General features: G+C 51.9%; 16 protein-coding genes and 2 pseudogenes. 10 read left to right on the forward strand and 8 right to left on the reverse strand.

All coding sequences use genetic code 11. The features are described 5' to 3' along the window. The 3 genes and pseudogenes from LC417_RS11135 to LC417_RS11145 all read left to right on the forward strand — a co-directional run. Nucleotides 1-1,463: pseudogene (locus LC417_RS11135) on the forward strand (hypothetical protein); the annotation flags it as partial. A 352-nt stretch (nt 1,464-1,815) separates the two neighbouring features. After that, nucleotides 1,816-2,163, forward strand: a complete 348-nt coding sequence (locus tag LC417_RS11140) for a cupin domain-containing protein (RefSeq protein ID WP_223566034.1) — start codon at nt 1,816-1,818, stop codon at nt 2,161-2,163. 200 nt (nt 2,164-2,363) lie between these two features. Beyond that, nucleotides 2,364-2,969, forward strand: a complete 606-nt coding sequence (locus LC417_RS11145) for a hypothetical protein (protein ID WP_223565839.1) — start codon at nt 2,364-2,366, stop codon at nt 2,967-2,969. A 595-nt stretch (nt 2,970-3,564) separates the two neighbouring features. Here LC417_RS11145 and LC417_RS11150 read toward each other — a convergent pair. From LC417_RS11150 to LC417_RS11160, 3 genes are all read right to left on the reverse strand, one after another. Beyond that, a complete protein-coding gene (locus LC417_RS11150; RefSeq protein ID WP_060678909.1) occupies nt 3,565-3,978 on the reverse strand; it encodes a hypothetical protein in 414 nt (137 codons plus the stop codon). A gap of 188 nt (nt 3,979-4,166) precedes the next feature. After that, complete coding sequence (locus LC417_RS11155) at nt 4,167-4,697, reverse strand: GDYXXLXY domain-containing protein (RefSeq protein WP_033768695.1); 531 nt, start codon at nt 4,695-4,697, stop codon at nt 4,167-4,169. Then, a complete protein-coding gene (locus LC417_RS11160; RefSeq protein ID WP_223565840.1) occupies nt 4,690-6,900 on the reverse strand; it encodes a DUF4401 domain-containing protein in 2,211 nt (736 codons plus the stop codon). Before LC417_RS11160 ends, LC417_RS11155 begins: the two co-directional genes overlap by 8 nt. Before the next feature lie 241 nt (nt 6,901-7,141). Here LC417_RS11160 and LC417_RS11165 point away from each other — a divergent pair, with 241 nt between their 5' ends. Next, a complete protein-coding gene (locus LC417_RS11165) occupies nt 7,142-7,234 on the forward strand; it encodes a hypothetical protein (protein WP_072044066.1) in 93 nt (30 codons plus the stop codon). Between the two features lie 348 nt (nt 7,235-7,582). Here the strand turns inward: LC417_RS11165 and LC417_RS11170 are convergent, their stop codons facing one another. From LC417_RS11170 to LC417_RS11180, 3 genes and pseudogenes are all read right to left on the reverse strand, one after another. Then, nucleotides 7,583-8,146: a TetR/AcrR family transcriptional regulator gene (locus tag LC417_RS11170; RefSeq protein ID WP_045139943.1), complete on the reverse strand. Its 564-nt coding sequence runs from the start codon at nt 8,144-8,146 to the stop codon at nt 7,583-7,585. A gap of 250 nt (nt 8,147-8,396) precedes the next feature. Continuing rightward, nucleotides 8,397-9,098 carry a glutathione S-transferase family protein gene (locus LC417_RS11175; protein ID WP_031292479.1) on the reverse strand — a complete coding sequence of 234 codons (702 nt, stop codon included), beginning with the start codon at nt 9,096-9,098 and terminating at the stop codon, nt 8,397-8,399. A 522-nt stretch (nt 9,099-9,620) separates the two neighbouring features. After that, a pseudogene (locus LC417_RS11180) lies at nt 9,621-10,433 on the reverse strand (bifunctional transcriptional activator/DNA repair enzyme AdaA); the annotation flags it as partial. Nucleotides 10,434-10,744: 311 nt separating this feature from the next. Between LC417_RS11180 and LC417_RS11185 the strand changes: the two are divergent. The 5 genes from LC417_RS11185 to LC417_RS11205 are packed head-to-tail and all read left to right on the forward strand — an operon-like array spanning nt 10,745 to nt 16,269. Beyond that, entirely contained in the window at nt 10,745-12,370 is a 1,626-nt protein-coding gene (locus LC417_RS11185; RefSeq protein ID WP_371315799.1) for an ABC transporter substrate-binding protein, read from the forward strand. A 44-nt stretch (nt 12,371-12,414) separates the two neighbouring features. Continuing rightward, entirely contained in the window at nt 12,415-13,374 is a 960-nt protein-coding gene (locus tag LC417_RS11190) for an ABC transporter permease (protein WP_033760938.1), read from the forward strand. Beyond that, on the forward strand, nt 13,374-14,321 hold the full coding sequence (opp4C, locus tag LC417_RS11195; RefSeq protein WP_033780026.1) for an oligopeptide ABC transporter permease: 948 nt from the start codon (nt 13,374-13,376) through the stop codon (nt 14,319-14,321). Before LC417_RS11190 ends, opp4C begins: the two co-directional genes overlap by 1 nt. After that, nucleotides 14,318-15,298: an ABC transporter ATP-binding protein gene (locus tag LC417_RS11200; RefSeq protein WP_033786790.1), complete on the forward strand. Its 981-nt coding sequence runs from the start codon at nt 14,318-14,320 to the stop codon at nt 15,296-15,298. Before opp4C ends, LC417_RS11200 begins: the two co-directional genes overlap by 4 nt. Then, the gene (locus LC417_RS11205; protein WP_033773706.1) at nt 15,295-16,269 is read left to right on the forward strand and encodes an ABC transporter ATP-binding protein; all 975 of its coding nucleotides are present in this window, start codon (nt 15,295-15,297) and stop codon (nt 16,267-16,269) included. Before LC417_RS11200 ends, LC417_RS11205 begins: the two co-directional genes overlap by 4 nt. A 260-nt stretch (nt 16,270-16,529) precedes the next feature. Here the strand turns inward: LC417_RS11205 and LC417_RS11210 are convergent, their stop codons facing one another. Continuing rightward, entirely contained in the window at nt 16,530-17,447 is a 918-nt protein-coding gene (locus LC417_RS11210; RefSeq protein ID WP_033760953.1) for an arginase family protein, read from the reverse strand. 144 nt (nt 17,448-17,591) lie between these two features. Next, on the reverse strand, nt 17,592-17,801 hold the full coding sequence (locus tag LC417_RS11215) for a DUF6434 domain-containing protein (protein WP_072014623.1): 210 nt from the start codon (nt 17,799-17,801) through the stop codon (nt 17,592-17,594). Nucleotides 17,802-18,183: 382 nt separating this feature from the next. On the opposite strand from LC417_RS11215, the gene LC417_RS11220 reads away from it, so the two are divergent. Next, nucleotides 18,184-18,795 (forward strand): SDR family NAD(P)-dependent oxidoreductase, encoded by a 612-nt coding sequence (locus LC417_RS11220; protein WP_223565841.1) that lies wholly within the window; start codon nt 18,184-18,186, stop codon nt 18,793-18,795. The last annotated feature ends 31 nt before the right edge of the window (nt 18,796-18,826 follow it).

Raw genomic sequence — 18,826 nt, forward strand, 5'->3', positions numbered from 1 at the left:
TGCAGGTTTCTGATACCTTCCACTGGAATTATGCCGTGGTAGAGGCAGATGGCAGCTGGCGCGCGGAAATCAGCGCGTCGGAGCTTTCCCAGGGCGGCAACTTCCTGTCGTTTGGCGTGCTGGATGGCGCCGGAAACTGGTTTGAACAGAGTGGTTACGTCACAGCGGATCTGACTTCTCCGGTCAGTGATAACAGCGGCGATCCGTTGCCACCGGTCACCCCCGATAATCCCACCGATGGAAGCAATACTACGCCAGTGGTCGATATTCCAGGTCAGCCTGCACCTGAAATTGATACGCCATTTGGTGACGGCTGGCTGAACCGTGCGGAGAAAAAAGAGGGCTCGATGCTGACCGGCACAACGGGCGTCACCGGCAGCGGTCAGACGGTATCGGTGATTATTGGTGGTAAACATCACAATGCGGCAGTAAGCGACGATGGTCACTGGAGCCTGCCACTGGCGCCGGGGACGATGAAAACAGGTTTCGGCAAGGGGCAGCATGACATTGTCGTGACTGCTAGCGACGCGGCTGGCCATACGGCTACGATAACGACCAGCTATCAGGTGGATGTCTGCGCACCCAAAATCGCTTTTACTCACCTCACAGAGGGGCAGCAAATCAACCTTGCCTCCAGCCATGATCAGCATGTATCAGGTACGGGTGAAGCCGGTGATATTGTTACTGTCAGGCCTGGCGACCACCAGTGGCAAACCAGTGTGACCAGCAAAGGCACGTGGGCCGTGCAGCTTGAAACGCTGGACGCACTCACGCCTGAACCGGGCGAGCACAGGATAACCGCAACTATTCGTGATGCTGCCGGAAACGTTAACCACGTTTCGCAAAACGTCGAGCTTTATATGGCCGAGCCGCAACCGAAGCTGAGTATTGCAACCGCAGCGCAGGACAACCTGATCAATGCCTCAACTGTGATCAGCAGCAACACAGAAGATGGCAGCAATTCGGAAAGCCATAGTGCTATCACACTGGAGCACGCGTCTCTTCATCCTGATATGGCTGACAATCTCCATCTCTCTGAAACAGTAAACATTGAAACGCTCTCGCTTTTATATTCAAATCTGCACACCAGCCTGAACGGTGCTGCCGATGACGATTCGTTTCAGCTGAATGGTGCGCATGAGGCGTTTGATTTTGCCACGCTTGGGCTGAGATCAGGCAACGCTGAGGTCATTAATCTGGGCGCTTTCAGCAGTAATAGCGTCAATCTGGGGCAAAAAGAGCCGTTGCCAATGAACGACAATGCGAGTGAGGCGCCGATGATAAAAGACGCGGACGGCAATGTGGTTACGCTAAGTAACATTGAAGGCGGCGTCTGGAGCGAGGATGGGCAGCGTATTAGTAACGGTCAGCAGTACGACCTGTATCACAATGCCTCTGCCAGCCATGAAGGTTCGCTGGCTGATATCCTGATGCAACATAATCTTCACTTACAACTGGCTTAAATCAGATGGCCGGGGCGGATTTTCTTCCCTGGCCATTTTCCGCAATTAAGATTGCCAGTGAAGCGCATACGAGTGCCCAGCGTAGCTATTCTCTAATGGCGTGCGAACCTACGCTGCCGGTATAGGGAAGACTGACGTCAGGCTAATTTCCGCTATGAGCGAAAAGCGGACATTATGGCCAGATAAAATTCTGCTAACCCAATACATTGATAACTACCAGATATGTTGAATGATGCAGTTCAGATCTTTAGGTAAATAATCAAAAGCATAACCTGTTGAGAATCGATACTATATCTCGGTATCACTTTCTTAATATGTTGATAGATGGGCGCGTGTAAACAGGAGAAGGATGATGATTTCAAAGGAAAATGCAGAGCATTATTTCTGGGGCGAAAATTGCGATGGTTGGTATCTGGTAAACCGTCAGGATATGCTGGTTATTCATGAGAAAATGCCTGCCGGCACTTCTGAAAAGCGACACTTTCACTCCGTTTCCAGACAATTTTTCTTTGTTCTCGATGGTGTTCTTTCAATGGAACTGGAGGGTAAGATGCATAATATTAAAGCCCTGCAGGGGCTAGAAATTCCACCGGGGTCAAAGCATCAAGCCAGAAACGACACTGAGTTTCCTGTAGAATTTATTGTAATTTCGCACCCAACGACGCGAGGAGATCGTTCTGACCTTCCTTCATCCTGCTGACGAATTATGAACACCGCTATGGCTTGTCTTAAGGTAAGGACTGCGCGCCAGGTGTTAACTTAACTGAGTATTTGCAACGCCTGCTTCAGGCACAAACCTGACCTGCGTTTCGGTAGGTCCGCTATGAGCGAAAAGCGGAACATTAAAAATAATGACATTGCTCAGACCCCATGTCCGCAGCTTACTAAAGTGAAAATAAAATGAACAAAAGCAGTCTTAAAGCGTTTTCCCTGTTACGTGTTCTGACGTTGACGTGTGTGCCCATGTTTTTACTGGGTTGCGCCAGTGCACTTTGCCCTTTTGGCACCACTGAAGGCACGATTCCGGACTTGAAAAATAGTTACTGGAGATCTACTGAAAAAAATCCGGCTAAGACTAATGAACAAGTCCTGGAGGAATGCACCCATGCTGCCGATGCTGAGGAGCAACGCCTTTCGCAGATCTATCTGCAGATGTGTAAATCCGGACGTTTAACTGCAGAAAATCAACGCTTTGCACAGAGATTACTGGGCAATCCACTCTATTCTGGCTTGAAACCAGCAAAAGCCGTCCCCCAGAATCAATCAGATGATTCAGTTAAAGCTCAGCTGAAATGGTCGATGTCTTATAGCGATAATCCTCAGGAGTTCAAAGAAAATTGTGGCTCTTACATTGAAAATAACGCAGCGGAACGGTCCAGCACCATGCTGGGTTTGCAGGCGGGCCGTTACAAAGAGCAGGTTTTTAAACAGTGCATGGCAGAAAACCATATGGCGCTCATTGTACCAAGGACTGAATTCAGTCAATGCAAGTTGATAGGGTGGTAATTTACTGGACGAGTAAAAGTAATTATGAGTACGCTCTTTGCATCTGTGGCACGGAAGATACTATAGGTTTAATTTATACTATTATCTTCTGGGGTTTTTTAACGGAAAAGCCGATGTAAATGGGGTAAATAGAAAAGCGCTATCTTTATTCAGTGGCAAAATACTCCTCAGGTTGGGAATGATGTCATCTTTTTACAGCCTGAAGTGATCAGTCGCTTCTCAAATATGGCTTCACCAGACATGTTTATGTTTGCGTCATCCGAGCGTATTTATCTGTATACTTACAGTAAATTTTACGAAGTGGTTGAAGGTGAGACAGGATTACAAAAGAAACTTGTCGAGATGGATAAACAGTATTTCGAGCAGAATCCATGATTATCTGGCAGGCAAAATGTGATCACGTGCTGTCACGTAAACATTATCTAATTAACATCCAGGTGAGTCTGTAATTGAAACTGCTCTCAGGGGGGGTGGAAAACATCCGAATTCCGACACCCTGGACTAACCTGTTTCTATATGTCTGGCTGAAAAATGATACCATTAGTTCTTTTCATTAACGGTCCTGCTGCCCCGATCCTGATTGATATGATACGCATCAATCCCAGTAAACCAGATAAGCAAGTGCGGCAGCTGAACAGAAGGCATAGGGGCTTAAAAGCAAAATATCCGAATAAGGCGTTTCACATATCCTGATAACAGGCCATGCCAGTACAACCAGCCACATGAAGAGCGCAGAGCACACGATAAAAAAGCTCCCCTTCAGGGCAGCGTCAGGATAAAATCGCTTTGAAATCATCGCTAATGGCATGCCGATTATCATTGAGCCCATCGTGGTGCCAATAATACTCACCATAACGATGAAAAAATAAGTAAAAATTAAACCCATTACGGGTGTACTGCTTTTTCCCAAGGAAAGATAGGTTAAAACCAGTAATGAACCCACGACACTACTAAATATTGCTGATATCACAGATATCCTAATCCAGTTGTCGTCAATAATGTTCGGCATAATTTTCTCTATGTCTGAGCAGCTATATTGATGCAGCTTACTCGCTTAAATTTTCGGCACGGGCTTGATCGCAAAACAGGCTTCCGGCACAGCATCCTTTTGCTGACCTGTGACGGGCATCCGGCAATAAGGACATTAAGGCCGCCTGTCAGGGTATTTAGCGCCAGGCCAGTGAGCGTCTCGCATCCTTAAGGCTGAATCGCTTTACCCTGCTCATCAAGCAGATCCGTCAGGAGAGCCGTTCCATCGCTTCCCACCCGAAATGCCCCGTAACGCGCCTGGGCGAATCTGTCGGCATGACCTTCCTGAAAGAAATAAGCGTTAGTACCGACGGTCAGCGAGCCATAATGTTGATGGTATTTTACCCGTAGCTGATTCGGCTGCAGAGGTTCACCCTGATCAAAACGGGCCTGAGTCGCATGACGCTGCGCATCGAGATCAACAATCAGGGTTCCGCTGGTGGGCAGGCATGACGCTGACAGGGTCGCGCCACAGGACTCAGCCTGTTGATACAACGTCAGTTCCAGTGGGCGGGTGAGGGCATAATTCAGCGCCATGTAATCACCCTGCATCAGGGATCGCGGGTCAACCGGGGCAAGAGGTAAAATCATGACCGCGCCTTGCTTCAGCAACTGCTCTTTTTGCCAGATACTGACATTGACGGCTATCAGCGCCAGCGCTATCACAGCGCCAGCCAGCCATCGGCTCTGTTTATGCATTTTCACTGGCACCTCCGATTTGTGCAGGTAATACTTTTTTGACTCCCCATGCCAGCCCCAGTAAAACCAGACCGCTGACCAGCAGCAGCAGGGATTTCTGCAGCAGAATTACCTCCAGGAAGTAATACCAGCCAATGACATACAGCACCATGAAACCGCCACTCATCACCAGCAACCCCAGACTTCCCTGATAACGTGCCATCAGAATTAACCACAATCCCAGCCCTATACCCGGTGCATAGAGGGCGGCAGCCCCGCAGATAAGTGCAGCGGGCAGCGTGATAATCGAAAACAGCGGCTGTCTTCTGTGCCTTTTCTGACTGAGCGCACTCAGCACTAAGCCAGCCGCGATCCCTGTGCCGGTCCCAGACTGAAGCGTGGAAAATTGCGATGCTGACCAGAGGAAATCCGTGAGATAAGCCGCGTTTATCCCAAGGAAACTCAGCAACATCAGACCACACGGGATGCCATACAGCAGAGAATGTACCGCGTCAGCATACGGCCCTGCCTGTAACCTCAACTGATGACTGACAGTCCACATCCACAAAAATATAACCGCCGCCACCAGTACGGACACAGCAAGTCGCGCAGCCATCGGAGACAGGCAGATCCGGGCCAGAGAGTAGCCCGCTAGCACCAGGAAAAAGGTCAGGGCAGTGATGGCCATAAACCGATAAGTGCGGTCGGGCATCGCCATCGCCATTGCGGCCAGGATCGGCAAGGCAGTCAGTGAACTCAGCATAATAAAGCTGACGTCATTGCTCTGAATTTGCAGCAGAACACCGGTTATCAGCCCGCACGTTGCCGCAATCGCCCATGCCAGCCCGAGGTGATGTTTACCGTCACGCTGACTGCTTAACAGGCCACGTGCAATGGCGGCAAGCAGCAGCGAAGGAATAATAAGGGTGGCAGCATTCGGGTCTTCCAGCAGATCAGTGGCATAGAGCATCAGTATCATCAGTAACAGAATGATGATCGCTGCCACCCAGCCTCCGACGCTTAGCGCCAGCCTCAGATACCAGGGCAGGTCGGATGCGTGACCGCGCTGCTTAATTTCCTCAACCTGCGAGGCGCTCAGCAAACCCTGCTGACGCAAAGTGTCTGTCAGTAAGGTCAGCCTGGCCGGAGCCAGATCGATTGGCCCCTTTTCAACCAGTTTGCGTTGCCATTTCAGCAGAATTGAACCATTTACCGCCACCCAGAATGCCATCAGGATGCCGGTTAAAAACAGATCACCCGTATCGTAGGCTAAAAGAAATAACTGCATAATTAGCGCACAGCCAACAATGGTCAGGCTGGCGATGCCCAGCGTCAGCATGCAGAGATCCGGATAGCGGTAACGGTACAGGTAATAACCTGCCAGCAGGGTGATCACCCAACCGCCCGTGATATAAGGAAGGTGGTCACCGCCGGCCCAGTCAGAGAGGTTCCCGGCCACAATGGCGGTCAGCTGAAGCAGTAAAAATCCCACCATGATTCGCGAGAACCAGCGGCTTGCCAGCCAGCTCTCGGGCTGATGCGTTATCGCGCGCCACGCCAGCGCTTCCCTGACAATCAGGCAGGCTGCCAGCAACGCCAGATATGCGTAGAGCACAGTGGTCGGGAGCCTGGCTAAACTGTCAGACGCGGCGAGATCCAGCAGTGACGACGGCAGGGTGTTGTAATAGAGCTGGAACGCCAGGTTAGCGACCAGCCAGCTGCAAAACCACAGGCTGTTTTGCCGGGCAATCAGCGCCAGCGGCAGAAGAACGTATAACCAGGCCCGGAATAGCTCCCAGCTGTCAGCACCGGTCTGATAAATCTGTCCATACAGCGCAAAAAGGGCACCGAAGCTTAGCCCTGTCGCCAGTAATGCGTTGCGTGCCAGCGTGCTGTACCAGCGCCACCAGACAATCACCGCTAGCGCGACGATTAACAGCTCGGCCAGGGCAAATTTCGCCATTTTCGGCAGCCAGGCCCAGTTCCAGGCAATAAAGAACACCGCTCCGGCAACCAGAGACAGTAATCCCAGACAGGAAAGAACCGGGATAAGAAACTGACGCCACTGAGCATCTGACGGTCTGATTCCACAGAAAGCAAAGATACGCTGGCAGGTCTCCGGGGTCAGGCTTCCTCCTTTCAGCAGGCGTGCGATCTGGCGACAAAGATACTCTGCCGTCCGTGACGGCATCCCGGTGATGCCATCGGGTGCAAGCTCCCTCATTCTTTCCCTGCCTCTGTTTGCGGTATGACTTTGATGATGAAGTTAACGGCTGTTCTTCCCTGCGATCAATCCGCGTGTCGGTCAGTGACGCTCTGCTGAGCGGCCGATAATTTTGCTGAACAAATGTAAACATCTTTTCCTGGATATAACAGCGTAAATCAAAGGCGAGGGGGGAACTCTGCGCAATCTGCCGCATTCTTATGATCAAATAGTATCAAGGCCGTATTTGGGCTGCGTGAACATGACATCCGCCCCCGACGAACGCGATCCCCGCAGGCAGGCTTTACTGCTGTACTCTCAGGGTTACCGCATCACCCGCATTGCTGAAAGGTAAGAAGCGTAATGATTATCAGGTGACTGAGCAGGGGAAGCTTACGGTTGATGATAAGCTTATTGCCACGACTATTGGCCAGAAGCCGCTAAAGAAACCGCAGTCGGACAGCAAATTGTGGATTTTTAGCTACCTGAACCGCTGAAATAAACGCTTTCCTGAACCAAGGTTTCACTCCTTTATTGCAGGTGATGATGAGACACGGCGTAATACTTTTACCCTGGCCCGTCGCGCATTGATTCAAAGGGGTGAGTTCCTGAGTGGAAAAGCGCATACGCTACCGGACGCCGCGCCGCATTGGGCGCGCGTGCAGAAAATCGCCCATTCGCTGAATCGGATTGCGGGCAGTTGCTATTCTGGCAGAGGTCCGAAGGCGCTGTATGAATCCACCAGTGAATCAAAAAGCGAGATATCTGAGCGACTTCTGGCGATAAGCTGGGCACCGGCAATGGCCGTGAAAATTGCACGTGCTCTGGATTCACTCTCACCTGAATCGCACACCTTCGCAGCCACCAGCAGTCTGTTCAGCCATGCAATGTTCACATCAGCAAACTTCTGTATTTCTGCATTCATTTCAGGAGGTAAGGTATCTTTTTCAGCGCCCATGAAACTGCCCAGGCAGAGACGATTTTCGGCCTCAAGTGATCTTCGGAAGATTTCAGGAAAGCGACGCAGCGCGTCAATGGGTGATGGGCTTTCTGATTCGATCATCTCGAGTGCGAGCGCACCGTCCTCCCAGTATCGTCTGGCAACGGCAATACCCAACTCGGCTTTGCCTGGAAAATAGTAGTAAATACTCGCCGCTTTGATACCCACATCCTGCGCGAGGTCGCGGAAATTCAAACCGTTATAGCCCTGAGATTGGGCAATTTTCCTGGCCGCCTGCAAAATGGCTTCCCTGGTGTTGACGCTCATCTTGATGCCTTTGGTATTGGGATGATCTCTTAAATAGAGAACGCTAATTTACAGCAAACGCTTACCGGGTGACAGGGTGATTGCCATGGAAAACAGTAAGTTCAATGCATCCAGGGTGCTCAGGCAGACGTCATTGCATCATGGTTTAGCAAGTAACATCGACAGCCGACGCTATCATAAGCACTCTGGTCACCGGGAAAGTCAGTAGATAACGAACCCGGCGTACCGGAGTTTACATCGAGTGGCGCTATTACCGGGCTGGCGAATCCAGCTCAGGAATGCCGCTGTTGCGATCGGCGTAGGCCGCCTGGAAGGCAGGACGTTTTGTCCAGCGCTGCCAGTACGCATCTAAGAACTCAAAACGCTCGTCCAGTGGAGTGGCATTGACCGGGAATTTCGAGAAGGCGATCGCGGTTGCCAGAGTAATATCCGAGAAGGTCGGGGCATCGCCGCCGAGCAGCCATTCGCGGCCGTCTGACAGATGGCGATTAACCAGCGCGGCGTGAGCCAAAGCTTCTTTACGGCAGTGTTCTCCCCAGGCCTCATTTTTGGTCAATTCCAGCCTGAAGCCGAGGCCGGTGTGCAACACGTGGAACGCTGTAACGATGCGGTACAGGATATGCACCCACACCCGGTTATCCCACATATTATCCAGCCCCTGTTCCAGTGCTGTTTCTCCCATAATCTTGCGGCCCGGATACTCCTGATCAAGATAGCGAACGATGGCAGCCGTTTCAGAAATATAACTCCCGTCAGCCAGTTCAAGGGTAGGCGTTTCGCCCCACGGATTCATATTCAGATGTCGCCAGCCACGCTGCTCTCCTCCAGGAGACATGTCATAGATGGTCTCGGCAAACTGGTCAGCGATGCCCTTTTCGTGCATGAAAAGCCGCAGGCGCTGTGGATTAGGAAAGGCCGAAGGTGATGTAAAAAGCTGAAGTTTAGCAGTCATGGTCGATCCTACAGGTTGATGATTGAGGTATCTAACTAACGTTAGGTAGGCAAACATTAGCGGGCAAATCAACACACGTCAACACCTGTCTAACACTTGTTAGGTTAATTTTTTGGTGACCTTCATGCTTGATACGATATTTCAGCGGAGGCATAGCTGAAGGAGGGGGACAATGACGCCGGAGGGTTGAAAAATGCAAATGAGTGGAGAGGTTCGATTCAAACGGGTTTTCAGGTGAGTTGCATTTTTGCAATTACTGTCGACTGGTTGCCATTCGGGCTGCTGGCCAACAGGAAGAGCCGGCTGATAGTCCGGAAGCGCAAGGGCCACGGGGTGAGGTAGTAGCGGTTAGATCAGCCCATGAAGCCGACTGGTGTCGGCATCATCACTGGTCACAAAAATGAGCGGCCGCTGTGAGCGAAAAGCGGACGTGGGGATTTCAAATACCTTAAAACTGCATGTAAAAAGTAACAGGATCGGAAAAAGACTGTTTCATACAGCAAGCATTCTGTATTGACTCACTTAACTCTGATTTCTTTCATGTTCGATAAGCCACTCTTTACGCGATATGACTCCACCATATCCGGTCATTTGGCTATTTTTATCGATAATTCTGTGGCACGGAATCACAATCGCAATCCGGTTGGCACCATTCGCAGCGGCAACTGCTCGTACAGCGTCAGTTTTATTCAGTCGCAGCGAAATATCCTGATAGTGTGAGGTCTCCCCATAAGGAACAGTACGTAGTGCATCCCAGACGGACTTTTGAAAATTACTGCCCGGGGCGTCCAGTAAGAGATCAAAGTGACGACGTGTTCCGGCAAAATATTCGCTGATTTCTTTTACTGTCTGCCGGGTATGACTGTTTTCTCCTGTGACAATCCTGGCGTTAAGTAAACGCTGAATGTCGCGAAATTCAGTTTCTAACATCCGGCGATCGGTAAACTCCAGCAGGCAGACTCCCTGCTCTGTGGCACATACAAACATAGGTCCCAGCGCAGTAGTAAACCGGTGAATGACTATTACCTGAGTGGTTCGAGTCGGAGCTGCGCCAGTTAGCCGCTTGTAGATGTAACCAAAGCCGCTCAGGGATTCGTAGCCATTGTCCAGCGCGACGTCAGTTGCTGCACGTCCGCTTTTCAGCTCCTGAAGGGCAATATTGACCCGCTGCATTCGCTGGAAGGCCTGAAAAGTGATGCCGTGATGTTGCAGGAACCATCGCCGCACTCGCTCCGGGCTGATTCCATGCTGACGAAGATCCGCGTCGGATACACGGGATTTGATATCGCGCCTGACAAGCGCAAGCGCCTGTTCGACAAACAATGGCGCGCTGTGCCGTGGTTTTTCACATTATTGATTGTCAAACCCTTTACGATATCAGAACTCTTCGACTGCCCCGCGTAATGTCTCATCTTCTTTAGATGAAATTAAGCATTGCTTTCTCATAAATCTACTAATGATAATTTGCTATAAGCCAGATTGTTTCGTTGTTAGACAGGGTGCGGTGCGGCTTTTATCTTTCGTCATGATTTGTAAATTCCATACAAACATTTGATGAGGGAGCCATTTTGTCCATCCTACTGAAAAGCATAAAAACAAAACCCACGCGTTTTACTCTGGCGCTTAAAATCGCGTTACTCAGCAGTATGGTGGCTTTCTCTTCAGCCTCTTTCGCCGATGTACCCTTAAAAGAGGGCATTACACCAGCCACCGATGCCAGCCAGATTCCGGCAGTGGCTAAGCTGCGTAAAGACACTGTGGTGGCTGGTATCTCTGAACCGCAGGGTATTTTTAACCCTTATTTCTTTGTTAACGGCTGGGACGAAAACGTCACCAACGTGATTTTCTCACGTCTGATTGACTGGGATAGCCACGGTAAGCTGGTGCCAGGCCTGGCCGAAAGCTGGAGCGTTAGTCAGGATAACAATGTCTATACCATTAAGCTGCGCCCACACCTGACTTTCAGCGACGGCTCGCCCCTCACCGCCGAAGATGTGGCGTTTACCCTGACCGTGCTGCATGACCCGAAATATGATGGCGATACTGACATCACCCTCGCCAACATTGTGGGTGGCGCGGAGTATAAAGCCGGAAAAGCTGATAGCGTCAGTGGCCTGAAAGTGATCGACCCGCTGACATTACAGGTCACCACCGGGCAGCCTGGCGCGACAACGCTGGCGAAAATTGGCGGCCCGGTGTTGTCGAAAGCGTATTATGGGAAAGGGTATCAGCGCGGCAATCTCGACTATCTGCGCATGTTGCACGGTAAACCGCTAGGCAACGGACCGTATGTCTATGACAAATATATTCCGGGCCAGGAGATTCGTTTCCACGCCAATACCCATTTTTACCGTGGCACACCACCGACGCCGCGCTTTATCTACCGCGTAACCAACCCGTCCACTAACTTCCAGTTGTTCCAGACCGGCGAAACCGATTACGACTCGTTTACTTCTCGCCCTGATGATATCGAACAACTGAAAATGCTGGGCTTCGCCAATATCAACCTGTTTGGCTCCAGTGACTACAGCAAAGTGGAATTCAACGTACGTCGCCCGGCGTTGCAGGACGTGAAAGTGCGACAGGCGCTGATTTATGGTCTCGACCGCCAGAAGTTGATTGATGTGGTTTATCAGGGCTATGGAAAAGTGGCAATTGAACCTATTGCCCCGATTTCATGGGCGTATAACACAGATGGCGTGAATCCATACAAATTTGACCCGGCACAGGCGAAGAAACTTCTTGATGAAGCGGGCTGGAAACCGGGGCCTGATGGCATCCGCGTGAAGGACGGTAAACGTCTGGAGTTGACGCTGCTGGTGAGCAAGAAAGTGCTGAATGATGCGCTGATCCCCATCGCCAAAGAGAACTGGCAGCAGATTGGCGTGCTGTTGAAGCCGCAGGTGGTGGATTTCAACGCCCTCATGGCACAGCGTAAAGCCGGTAACTATGACCTGGCCTCTTTCAGCACCAGCACACTCAACGATCCACATGATGGCGTGTGGGATTACTACAGCACGGAGGCGAAAGAGTCCGGCTATAACAATCCGCAGGTTGATAAGCTGATCAACGAAGGTAATGCGGTGCTGGATGTGGAAAAACGCAAACCGATTTATCACCAGCTGTATAAAGTGCTGGCGGACGATCCGCCGGTGATTCTGCTGGGTAACCGCGAGATTTTATCGGCCAGTAGTGCCCGCGTCACCGGCTTTAAACCAGATATCTACAACGGGCTGACCGGTAGCCTGCCGGATGTGAAAATCATTAAATAACAGTAACAACTGCCGGGTCTCCCGGCAGTTGTCATGAGAAAGCTATGCGAAATTTTATCCTCAGGCGACTGCTGCAAACCCTGCCAATGCTGCTGCTCGCATCACTGATTATTTTTATGCTTTTCGCGAAAACGCCAGGCGACTTTATCGACGGTAACATTACCCTCACCGCTGCCCGCGCCGCCGAACTGAAAGCTATTTATGGACTCGATCAACCGATCCTTACACGCTATCTGCATTGGCTCGGCCAGTTGCTGCGCGGCGATTTGGGGTTCTCGCTGCAATACCAAATTCCGGTGAGTCAGCTACTTAACCAGTACATCTGGAACTCGTTCCTGCTGGCAAGCGTTGCGCTGGTGTTTTACTGGAGCATCGGGCTTGCGGTGGGCATTGCCTCGGCGCTGAAACCCAATTCGCTGTTCGATCATCTGGTGAGCGTGTCGGTGTTTGCTGCCATGTCTTTCCCAACCTTCTTTCTCTGCCTGTTGCTTATTAAGTGGTTCGCAGTCGATCTGCACTGGTTGCCAGTGGGCGGCATGACCAACACCGGCAGCGACGATAACGGCTGGGTGTGGGTGATGCAGGTTGCGGCGCATCTGGTGTTACCGGTCATGGCGCTGGTGATGTTGCAGGCGGGCAGCCTGACGCGCTATTTCCGTGCCAGCATGCTTGACGTAGTCAAGATGGATTTTATCCGCACCGCGCGTGCTAAAGGGTTGCGCGAACGTACAGTGATCCTTAAACACGCGCTGCGCAATGCGTTGCTGCCAATCATCACCCTGTTAGGTTTTGAGCTGCCGGGGTTGTTTTCCGGCGCGATCATCACCGAAAAGGTGTTTAACTGGCCGGGCGCAGGGCATATTCATATTGATTCTCTGGCCGCCCGCGATTATCCGGTGCTGATGGGGTTCACCCTGTTTCTTGCGGTATTAACCATTGTGGGCAACCTGATTGCCGATATATTGTACGCGTGGGCCGACCCGCGCATTCGCGTGAGGTCGTGATGTTCGGTTCCCTTTTCTCTACGAATCGCCGCTTACGCAAGGCGGTAATTCCGGCGATGGCGCAGGCCACACCTTCTCCGTGGCACCAGGCGTGGAAAGCGCTGCGCCACAATCATCTGTCGATGCTGTGCCTGGTTCTGCTGGTAATCATGACCATCTGGTGCGTGCTGGGCCCGGTGTGGTCGCCGTGGAAAGATGACGCCACCGATGCGCTGATGATCAACAAACCGCCTGGCGCAGAACACTGGCTGGGCACCGATTTTCTTGGCCGCGATATTTATACCCGCCTGCTGCTTGCCGGTCGTATCTCGCTGATTATTGGCCTGATGACCATGCTACTTTCGGTGGCTCTGGGCTACCTGCTGGGTGCGGTATCCGGCTATGCCGGCGGCTGGACGGACAAACTGATTATGCGCATGGCGGATCTGGTGATGACGATCCCCAGCCTGCCGCTGCTGATTGTTGCCGGAGCGATGTTGTCTGAGCTAGATTTTTCGTCTGATTCGCGCATCTACATGGTAGTAGTGATGCTTAGCTTGCTGGAGTGGCCGAAGCTGGCGCGGCTGGTGCGCGGGCAAATCCTGTCACTGCGCGAACGTGATTTTATGCTGGCGACGCAGGTCCTGGGCCTCTCTTCGCGCCGCCGCCTGTTCGGTCATCTGTTGCCGAACACCATACCCATTCTGGTGGTGATGGCGACCATGGCGGTGGCCAACGCCATCCTGATGGAATCCGCGCTTAGCTACCTCGGCCTTGGCGTCGTACCGCCAACGCCCTCATGGGGCAATATGATGGACGCGGCCAACAGCCTGATCGACTTTCAGCGTCGCCCATGGCTGTGGATGCCGCCGGGCATTGCCATTTTTCTGACCGTCATCGCCATTAATGTGCTGGGCGATGGCCTGCGCGATGCGCTGGATCCGAAGATGAAACGGAGCCTGAAATGAGCGAGCCGCTAATTACCTTTAATAACTTATCCATCTCCTTCGCCAGCGAGCAGGGGCGTGTGCGCGCTGTACAGGATGTCTCCTTTACCATTCAGGCAGGGCAAACCATTGGCGTTGTTGGTGAATCTGGCTGCGGCAAAAGCGTTACCGCCATGTCGCTGATGGGACTGTTACCGCCGCAGGTTGCGCGTATCGACGGCGGAGAAATCCGCTTTCAGGGCACCGATCTGCTTGCCCTGAAGCCGTCGAAAATGGCCGATCTGCGTGGTAATCAATTAGCGATGATCTTTCAGGAGCCGATGACAGCGCTCAATCCGGTGCTGACCATTGGCGAGCAGCTTTGTGAACCGCTGATACGTCATCGCGGCGAAACACCAAAAGCGGCCTGGACGCACGCCACGCAACTGATCACCGATGTCGGACTCGGGCGTGCGAAGAGTCTGATGGGTTGCTATCCGCATCAGCTTTCCGGCGGCATGTTGCAGCGCATCATGATAGCCATGGCGTTAAGCTGCCAGCCGAAGCTGCTGATTGCCGACGAGCCAACCACGGCGCTGGATGTCACCGTGCAGGCGCAAATCCTGCGCTTACTGCGCGACCAGGCGCGGGCGCAGCAGATGGCGCTGATGCTGATCACTCACGATTTGGGGGTTATCGCGCAGATGGCGGAACATGTCGTGGTGATGTACGCCGGGCGCATCGTTGAGCAAGGCCCGACTGCCGATGTGCTACACAACCCACTGCACCCTTATACCAAAGGGCTTATCGCATCGCGCCCTGTTCCGGGCGAGCGCCGACGCCGCCTCTACTCCATTCCCGGACAGGTGCCTGACCTGGCCGAACTGCCGCCGTACTGCGCGTTCTATGATCGCTGCGAACGCAGAACCGCGCAGTGCCACGCCGTCATTCCGCCGCTGATCGGGCATACGCGGCAAGCCGCATGTATTCACAGTGAGTTAGCGGAGCCGATCGCATGAGCCAGCAATATGTTATTGAAGTGGACGAGTTGAAAAAGCATTTCTCGCTACGCGACGGGCTTTTTGGTCAGGAAACAGGACAGCTACGCGCTGTGGACGGCGTCAGTTTTAACATTCGACCTGGCACTATTTTTGGTCTGGTGGGCGAATCCGGTAGCGGTAAAACCACCGTAGGACGCACGCTGCTGGGGCTTTATGACAAAACGGCAGGTAGCGTGAAGTATCGTGGTCAGGAGTTGCAGGATCTGACGCCGAAACAGATGCGCGCGCTGCGCCCGAAAATCCAGTTGGTATTTCAGGATCCTTACAGCTCGCTGAATCCACGCATTCGAATAGGTGATGCAATTGGGGAAGCAATGCTGGAACACACGCTGTGCAGCAAAGAAGAACTGCGCGACAAAGTGCTGGAGGTAATGAAAATCTGTGGACTGGCGCCGCAGCATTACAATCGCTTTCCCCATGAGTTTTCCGGCGGCCAGCGCCAGCGTATCGGCATCGCCAGAGCGCTGATTCTCAACCCGGATTTTATTATTGCCGACGAACCCATCTCGGCGCTGGATGTCTCTATTCAGGCGCAAATCATTAACCTGTTTTCCGATTTGCGTGATGACCATGGCGTCACCTTCCTGTTCATCTCTCACGATCTCGGTGTCGTGGAGCATTTGTGTGATGACGTGGCAGTTATGTATCTGGGGAAACTGGTGGAAACTGCCAGCCGCGATGCGCTGTTCAGCCAGCCGCTTCACCCCTACACCCAGGCGCTGCTGGCGGCGGTGCCGACGCTCGCTCCTGGAAGCTTATCCGTGCCGGTGGTGCAGGGGGAAATCCCGGATCCTTCGCGCCCGCCCTCTGGCTGTCGCTTCTCTTCCCGCTGCCCGCAGGCAACAGTACGCTGCCGCACAGAAATTCCAGAACTGCGCGAAATGCGCCCCGGCCATCAGGTGGCGTGCCACTGGGTGCAGCTGACGTAATAAAAAAGAGAGGATTCATCCTCCCTGGTTGATGGAGTCTGACGTTCAATGATGTAAAAAACCACGCCTGTCAGTATCAGAAATTAATCCTGATACGACCCTGTCTGAAAAGGTCATAAAAACCTATCTGACATGCTCCCAGCAAACTGACATAGCAATGTAAGCAAGTTCCGCTTCTGGTACAAAACTGCCTGCTGAAAAGGGCGGATGACCGCTATGAGCGAAGAGCGCACGTAGTAACCGCATTGATTGTAAGTGGGTCAGGTATTGTTAGTTATGCTTCTGAGCATGTCCAAAATGAGCTTTGCTGCTGTCCCTTCATGATCTAAATCAGGATCATAAATGGTCACTGTGATGCCACAGCAGCGCATATTTCTGAAAAGTTCGCGACAGAGATTTACAAGTGTTTCAGAAGACAAACCGGGATTGCCGGGACAATCAACTGCAGACATTTCAGAACTGTCCAAAACATCCATGTCAAGATGAATCCAGTAGGGCATTTCAGGAAAAAGGTTGAGCCGCTCGAATATCACATTGATGAGATGATGATCAGGCAACTTAAGCGCGTCAAAAATAGTTATACGCCGGATATCAGTGCCAACAATGTCAGGCCATTCATAATCTTCAAGGAGCGACTCACGCTCTCCCAGCTGAATCACTGCGTCATCCTGAACCAGGGATCCTTCGATACCGGGCCATGCAGTCAGTAATGGCTCTCCCCGACCGGTAACGAGTGCCAAATCCATTCCGGCCGCAGCGCCTGGTCGTGCTCCTGGTTCTCGCTTCCAGTTGCCGGGATGACGGAAATCGCTGTGGCCGTCAATATGCACAAGTGCAAGTTGCCCTAACTGACGCCTGCTGCCCAGCAAGGCTCCGGGCAGGATGGCGCAGTCGCCTCCGATAACAACGGGCTTTAAGTTGCGATGATGCGCCGCCTCTACTTCATCAGCCAATCGTAGATTAAGTTGTCTGAGCTTGTGACCGTTCAGGATATCAGTACCTGGCTCACATTCAGGACTGTATTCAGGGCAGGGAACAGTAACAAAGTTACAAGAGGGAAACATTTTATCGAGTCCGTGGTGCATGAGAACTGCTGGCGCACGGAATGTGCCCGGTATGTGCCCTTCATAAAGAGGGTTGAGACCAAGACCAGACGGGACAAGAATTATTTTTTCCATAAAAAACCTGATTTTAACTGGGTTGAGTACCACAGAAACTAAGCTTTCTTACGAAACAGCTTTGTCGCCGAGATAAAATTCGAGGTGTTAACCTGTGCCAGAACGCACAAGGTTCGCTATAAGTGAGAGGCTGACATCCATATTTTAACGTTTATATCGCCGTTTCCACTCATCTACGACATCACCCAAATTCTTAGGGGTAGCATTACTTATCCAGATCATAAATTCACGATTGAATCGGAAATTCTCCCCACACTCTTTGACCATAAAACGGCGAACGTTTTGTGTGTTTTTGTAATTTTTATCAATGATGGTAGAACGTGTTAGTGAGGAGCTATGCCAATCAGTTTCCATCTTTCCAGTTCCCGTAATGAGTGGTTTTAAATAAAAATTAGTACTCCACTTTAGTCAGAGAAGCTGAAATTTCTCAAGGTCTGCTCCGGGCAAAAAGCGGTCTGAAACGCGGCCCCATGCCTCCAGTGCGTTTTAACCTGCCACAACCCGTCAAAACAGAGGTGCGCTTGTTAGCCGAGCTCAATATCGACTGGCGGGCCTGCTACTGCAGTCAATCGAGCGGTTCAGGCATTGACTGTACCTCTTTCAGAAAATCTACAAAAGCGCGCAGAGGTGCTGACATAAAGCGGCTGGGAAAGTAGAGCCAGGGACCTTCAAATTCGGGCCACCACTCCGGAAGCACAGGCAGCAGTTCACCCGTCGTAAAGCAGGGCTGCAGCCAGTGTTCAAAGACGGCGACAGCCGGTTGCTGTCGGAAGGCATTAAAGCGCGGCTGGCTATCATTGACGTGACAGACCAGAAAAGTGTTGATGCGGCCGTCGGGCAGATAAAGTCAGAAGATGGAAAACTAGATGTGCTGATCAACAATGCGGGTATTCCCGGAACCTGGCCCATCGCGCCTGAGTCGCAGAGCATCAGCGATATTATGACGGTGTATAACACCAACGTTTTCGGCGTCATCAGAGTAACGCAGGCTTTTCTGCCGCTGCTCAAACTGGGTGAGGAACCCCGGATTATCATGGTCAGCAGCGGGCTGGGATCGCTGGAATGGGTATCTGACAAAGCGCATCCCTACTCTCAGGTAGCGGCACTGGGCTATACCAGTTCAAAAACGGCATTAAATGGCGTTACGGTGGCATTTGCCAATTCACTGTCTGAGTATGGCATCAGCGTAAACGCAGTTGACCCGGGATATACGGCCACCGATTTTAACGGACATACCGGTTATCGAACTGTATCCCAGGCGGCCAGAGGGATCGTCTGGTTCGCTGCTGAAGCATGCCAGACAATCACCGCAGGATTCTTTTTGGATGGAGAGCGCGCACCCTGGTGAATCTCTTCTAATAAAAGCATTCCACCTGCCT

The organism is Pantoea sp. OVA07A (genome assembly GCF_019969975.1).
Lineage (GTDB): Bacteria > Pseudomonadota > Gammaproteobacteria > Enterobacterales > Enterobacteriaceae > Pantoea > Pantoea agglomerans.

What these genes read in the sequence shown, in the direction of transcription:
- LC417_RS11185 (WP_371315799.1), top strand. Translation starts at nt 10,745, where the DNA reads ATGGTGGCTTTCTCTTCAGCCTCTTTCGCCGATGTACCCTTAAAAGAG.
- LC417_RS11210 (WP_033760953.1), bottom strand. Translation starts at nt 17,447, where the DNA reads ATGGAAAAAATAATTCTTGTCCCGTCTGGTCTTGGTCTCAACCCTCTT.
- LC417_RS11140 (WP_223566034.1), top strand. Translation starts at nt 1,816, where the DNA reads ATGATTTCAAAGGAAAATGCAGAGCATTATTTCTGGGGCGAAAATTGC.
- LC417_RS11215 (WP_072014623.1), bottom strand. Translation starts at nt 17,801, where the DNA reads ATGGAAACTGATTGGCATAGCTCCTCACTAACACGTTCTACCATCATT.
- LC417_RS11205 (WP_033773706.1), top strand. Translation starts at nt 15,295, where the DNA reads ATGAGCCAGCAATATGTTATTGAAGTGGACGAGTTGAAAAAGCATTTC.
- LC417_RS11190 (WP_033760938.1), top strand. Translation starts at nt 12,415, where the DNA reads ATGCGAAATTTTATCCTCAGGCGACTGCTGCAAACCCTGCCAATGCTG.
- LC417_RS11200 (WP_033786790.1), top strand. Translation starts at nt 14,318, where the DNA reads ATGAGCGAGCCGCTAATTACCTTTAATAACTTATCCATCTCCTTCGCC.
- LC417_RS11150 (WP_060678909.1), bottom strand. Translation starts at nt 3,978, where the DNA reads ATGCCGAACATTATTGACGACAACTGGATTAGGATATCTGTGATATCA.
- LC417_RS11175 (WP_031292479.1), bottom strand. Translation starts at nt 9,098, where the DNA reads ATGACTGCTAAACTTCAGCTTTTTACATCACCTTCGGCCTTTCCTAAT.
- LC417_RS11145 (WP_223565839.1), top strand. Translation starts at nt 2,364, where the DNA reads ATGAACAAAAGCAGTCTTAAAGCGTTTTCCCTGTTACGTGTTCTGACG.
- LC417_RS11160 (WP_223565840.1), bottom strand. Translation starts at nt 6,900, where the DNA reads ATGAGGGAGCTTGCACCCGATGGCATCACCGGGATGCCGTCACGGACG.
- LC417_RS11165 (WP_072044066.1), top strand. Translation starts at nt 7,142, where the DNA reads ATGACATCCGCCCCCGACGAACGCGATCCCCGCAGGCAGGCTTTACTG.
- opp4C (WP_033780026.1), top strand. Translation starts at nt 13,374, where the DNA reads ATGTTCGGTTCCCTTTTCTCTACGAATCGCCGCTTACGCAAGGCGGTA.
- LC417_RS11155 (WP_033768695.1), bottom strand. Translation starts at nt 4,697, where the DNA reads ATGCATAAACAGAGCCGATGGCTGGCTGGCGCTGTGATAGCGCTGGCG.
- LC417_RS11170 (WP_045139943.1), bottom strand. Translation starts at nt 8,146, where the DNA reads ATGAGCGTCAACACCAGGGAAGCCATTTTGCAGGCGGCCAGGAAAATT.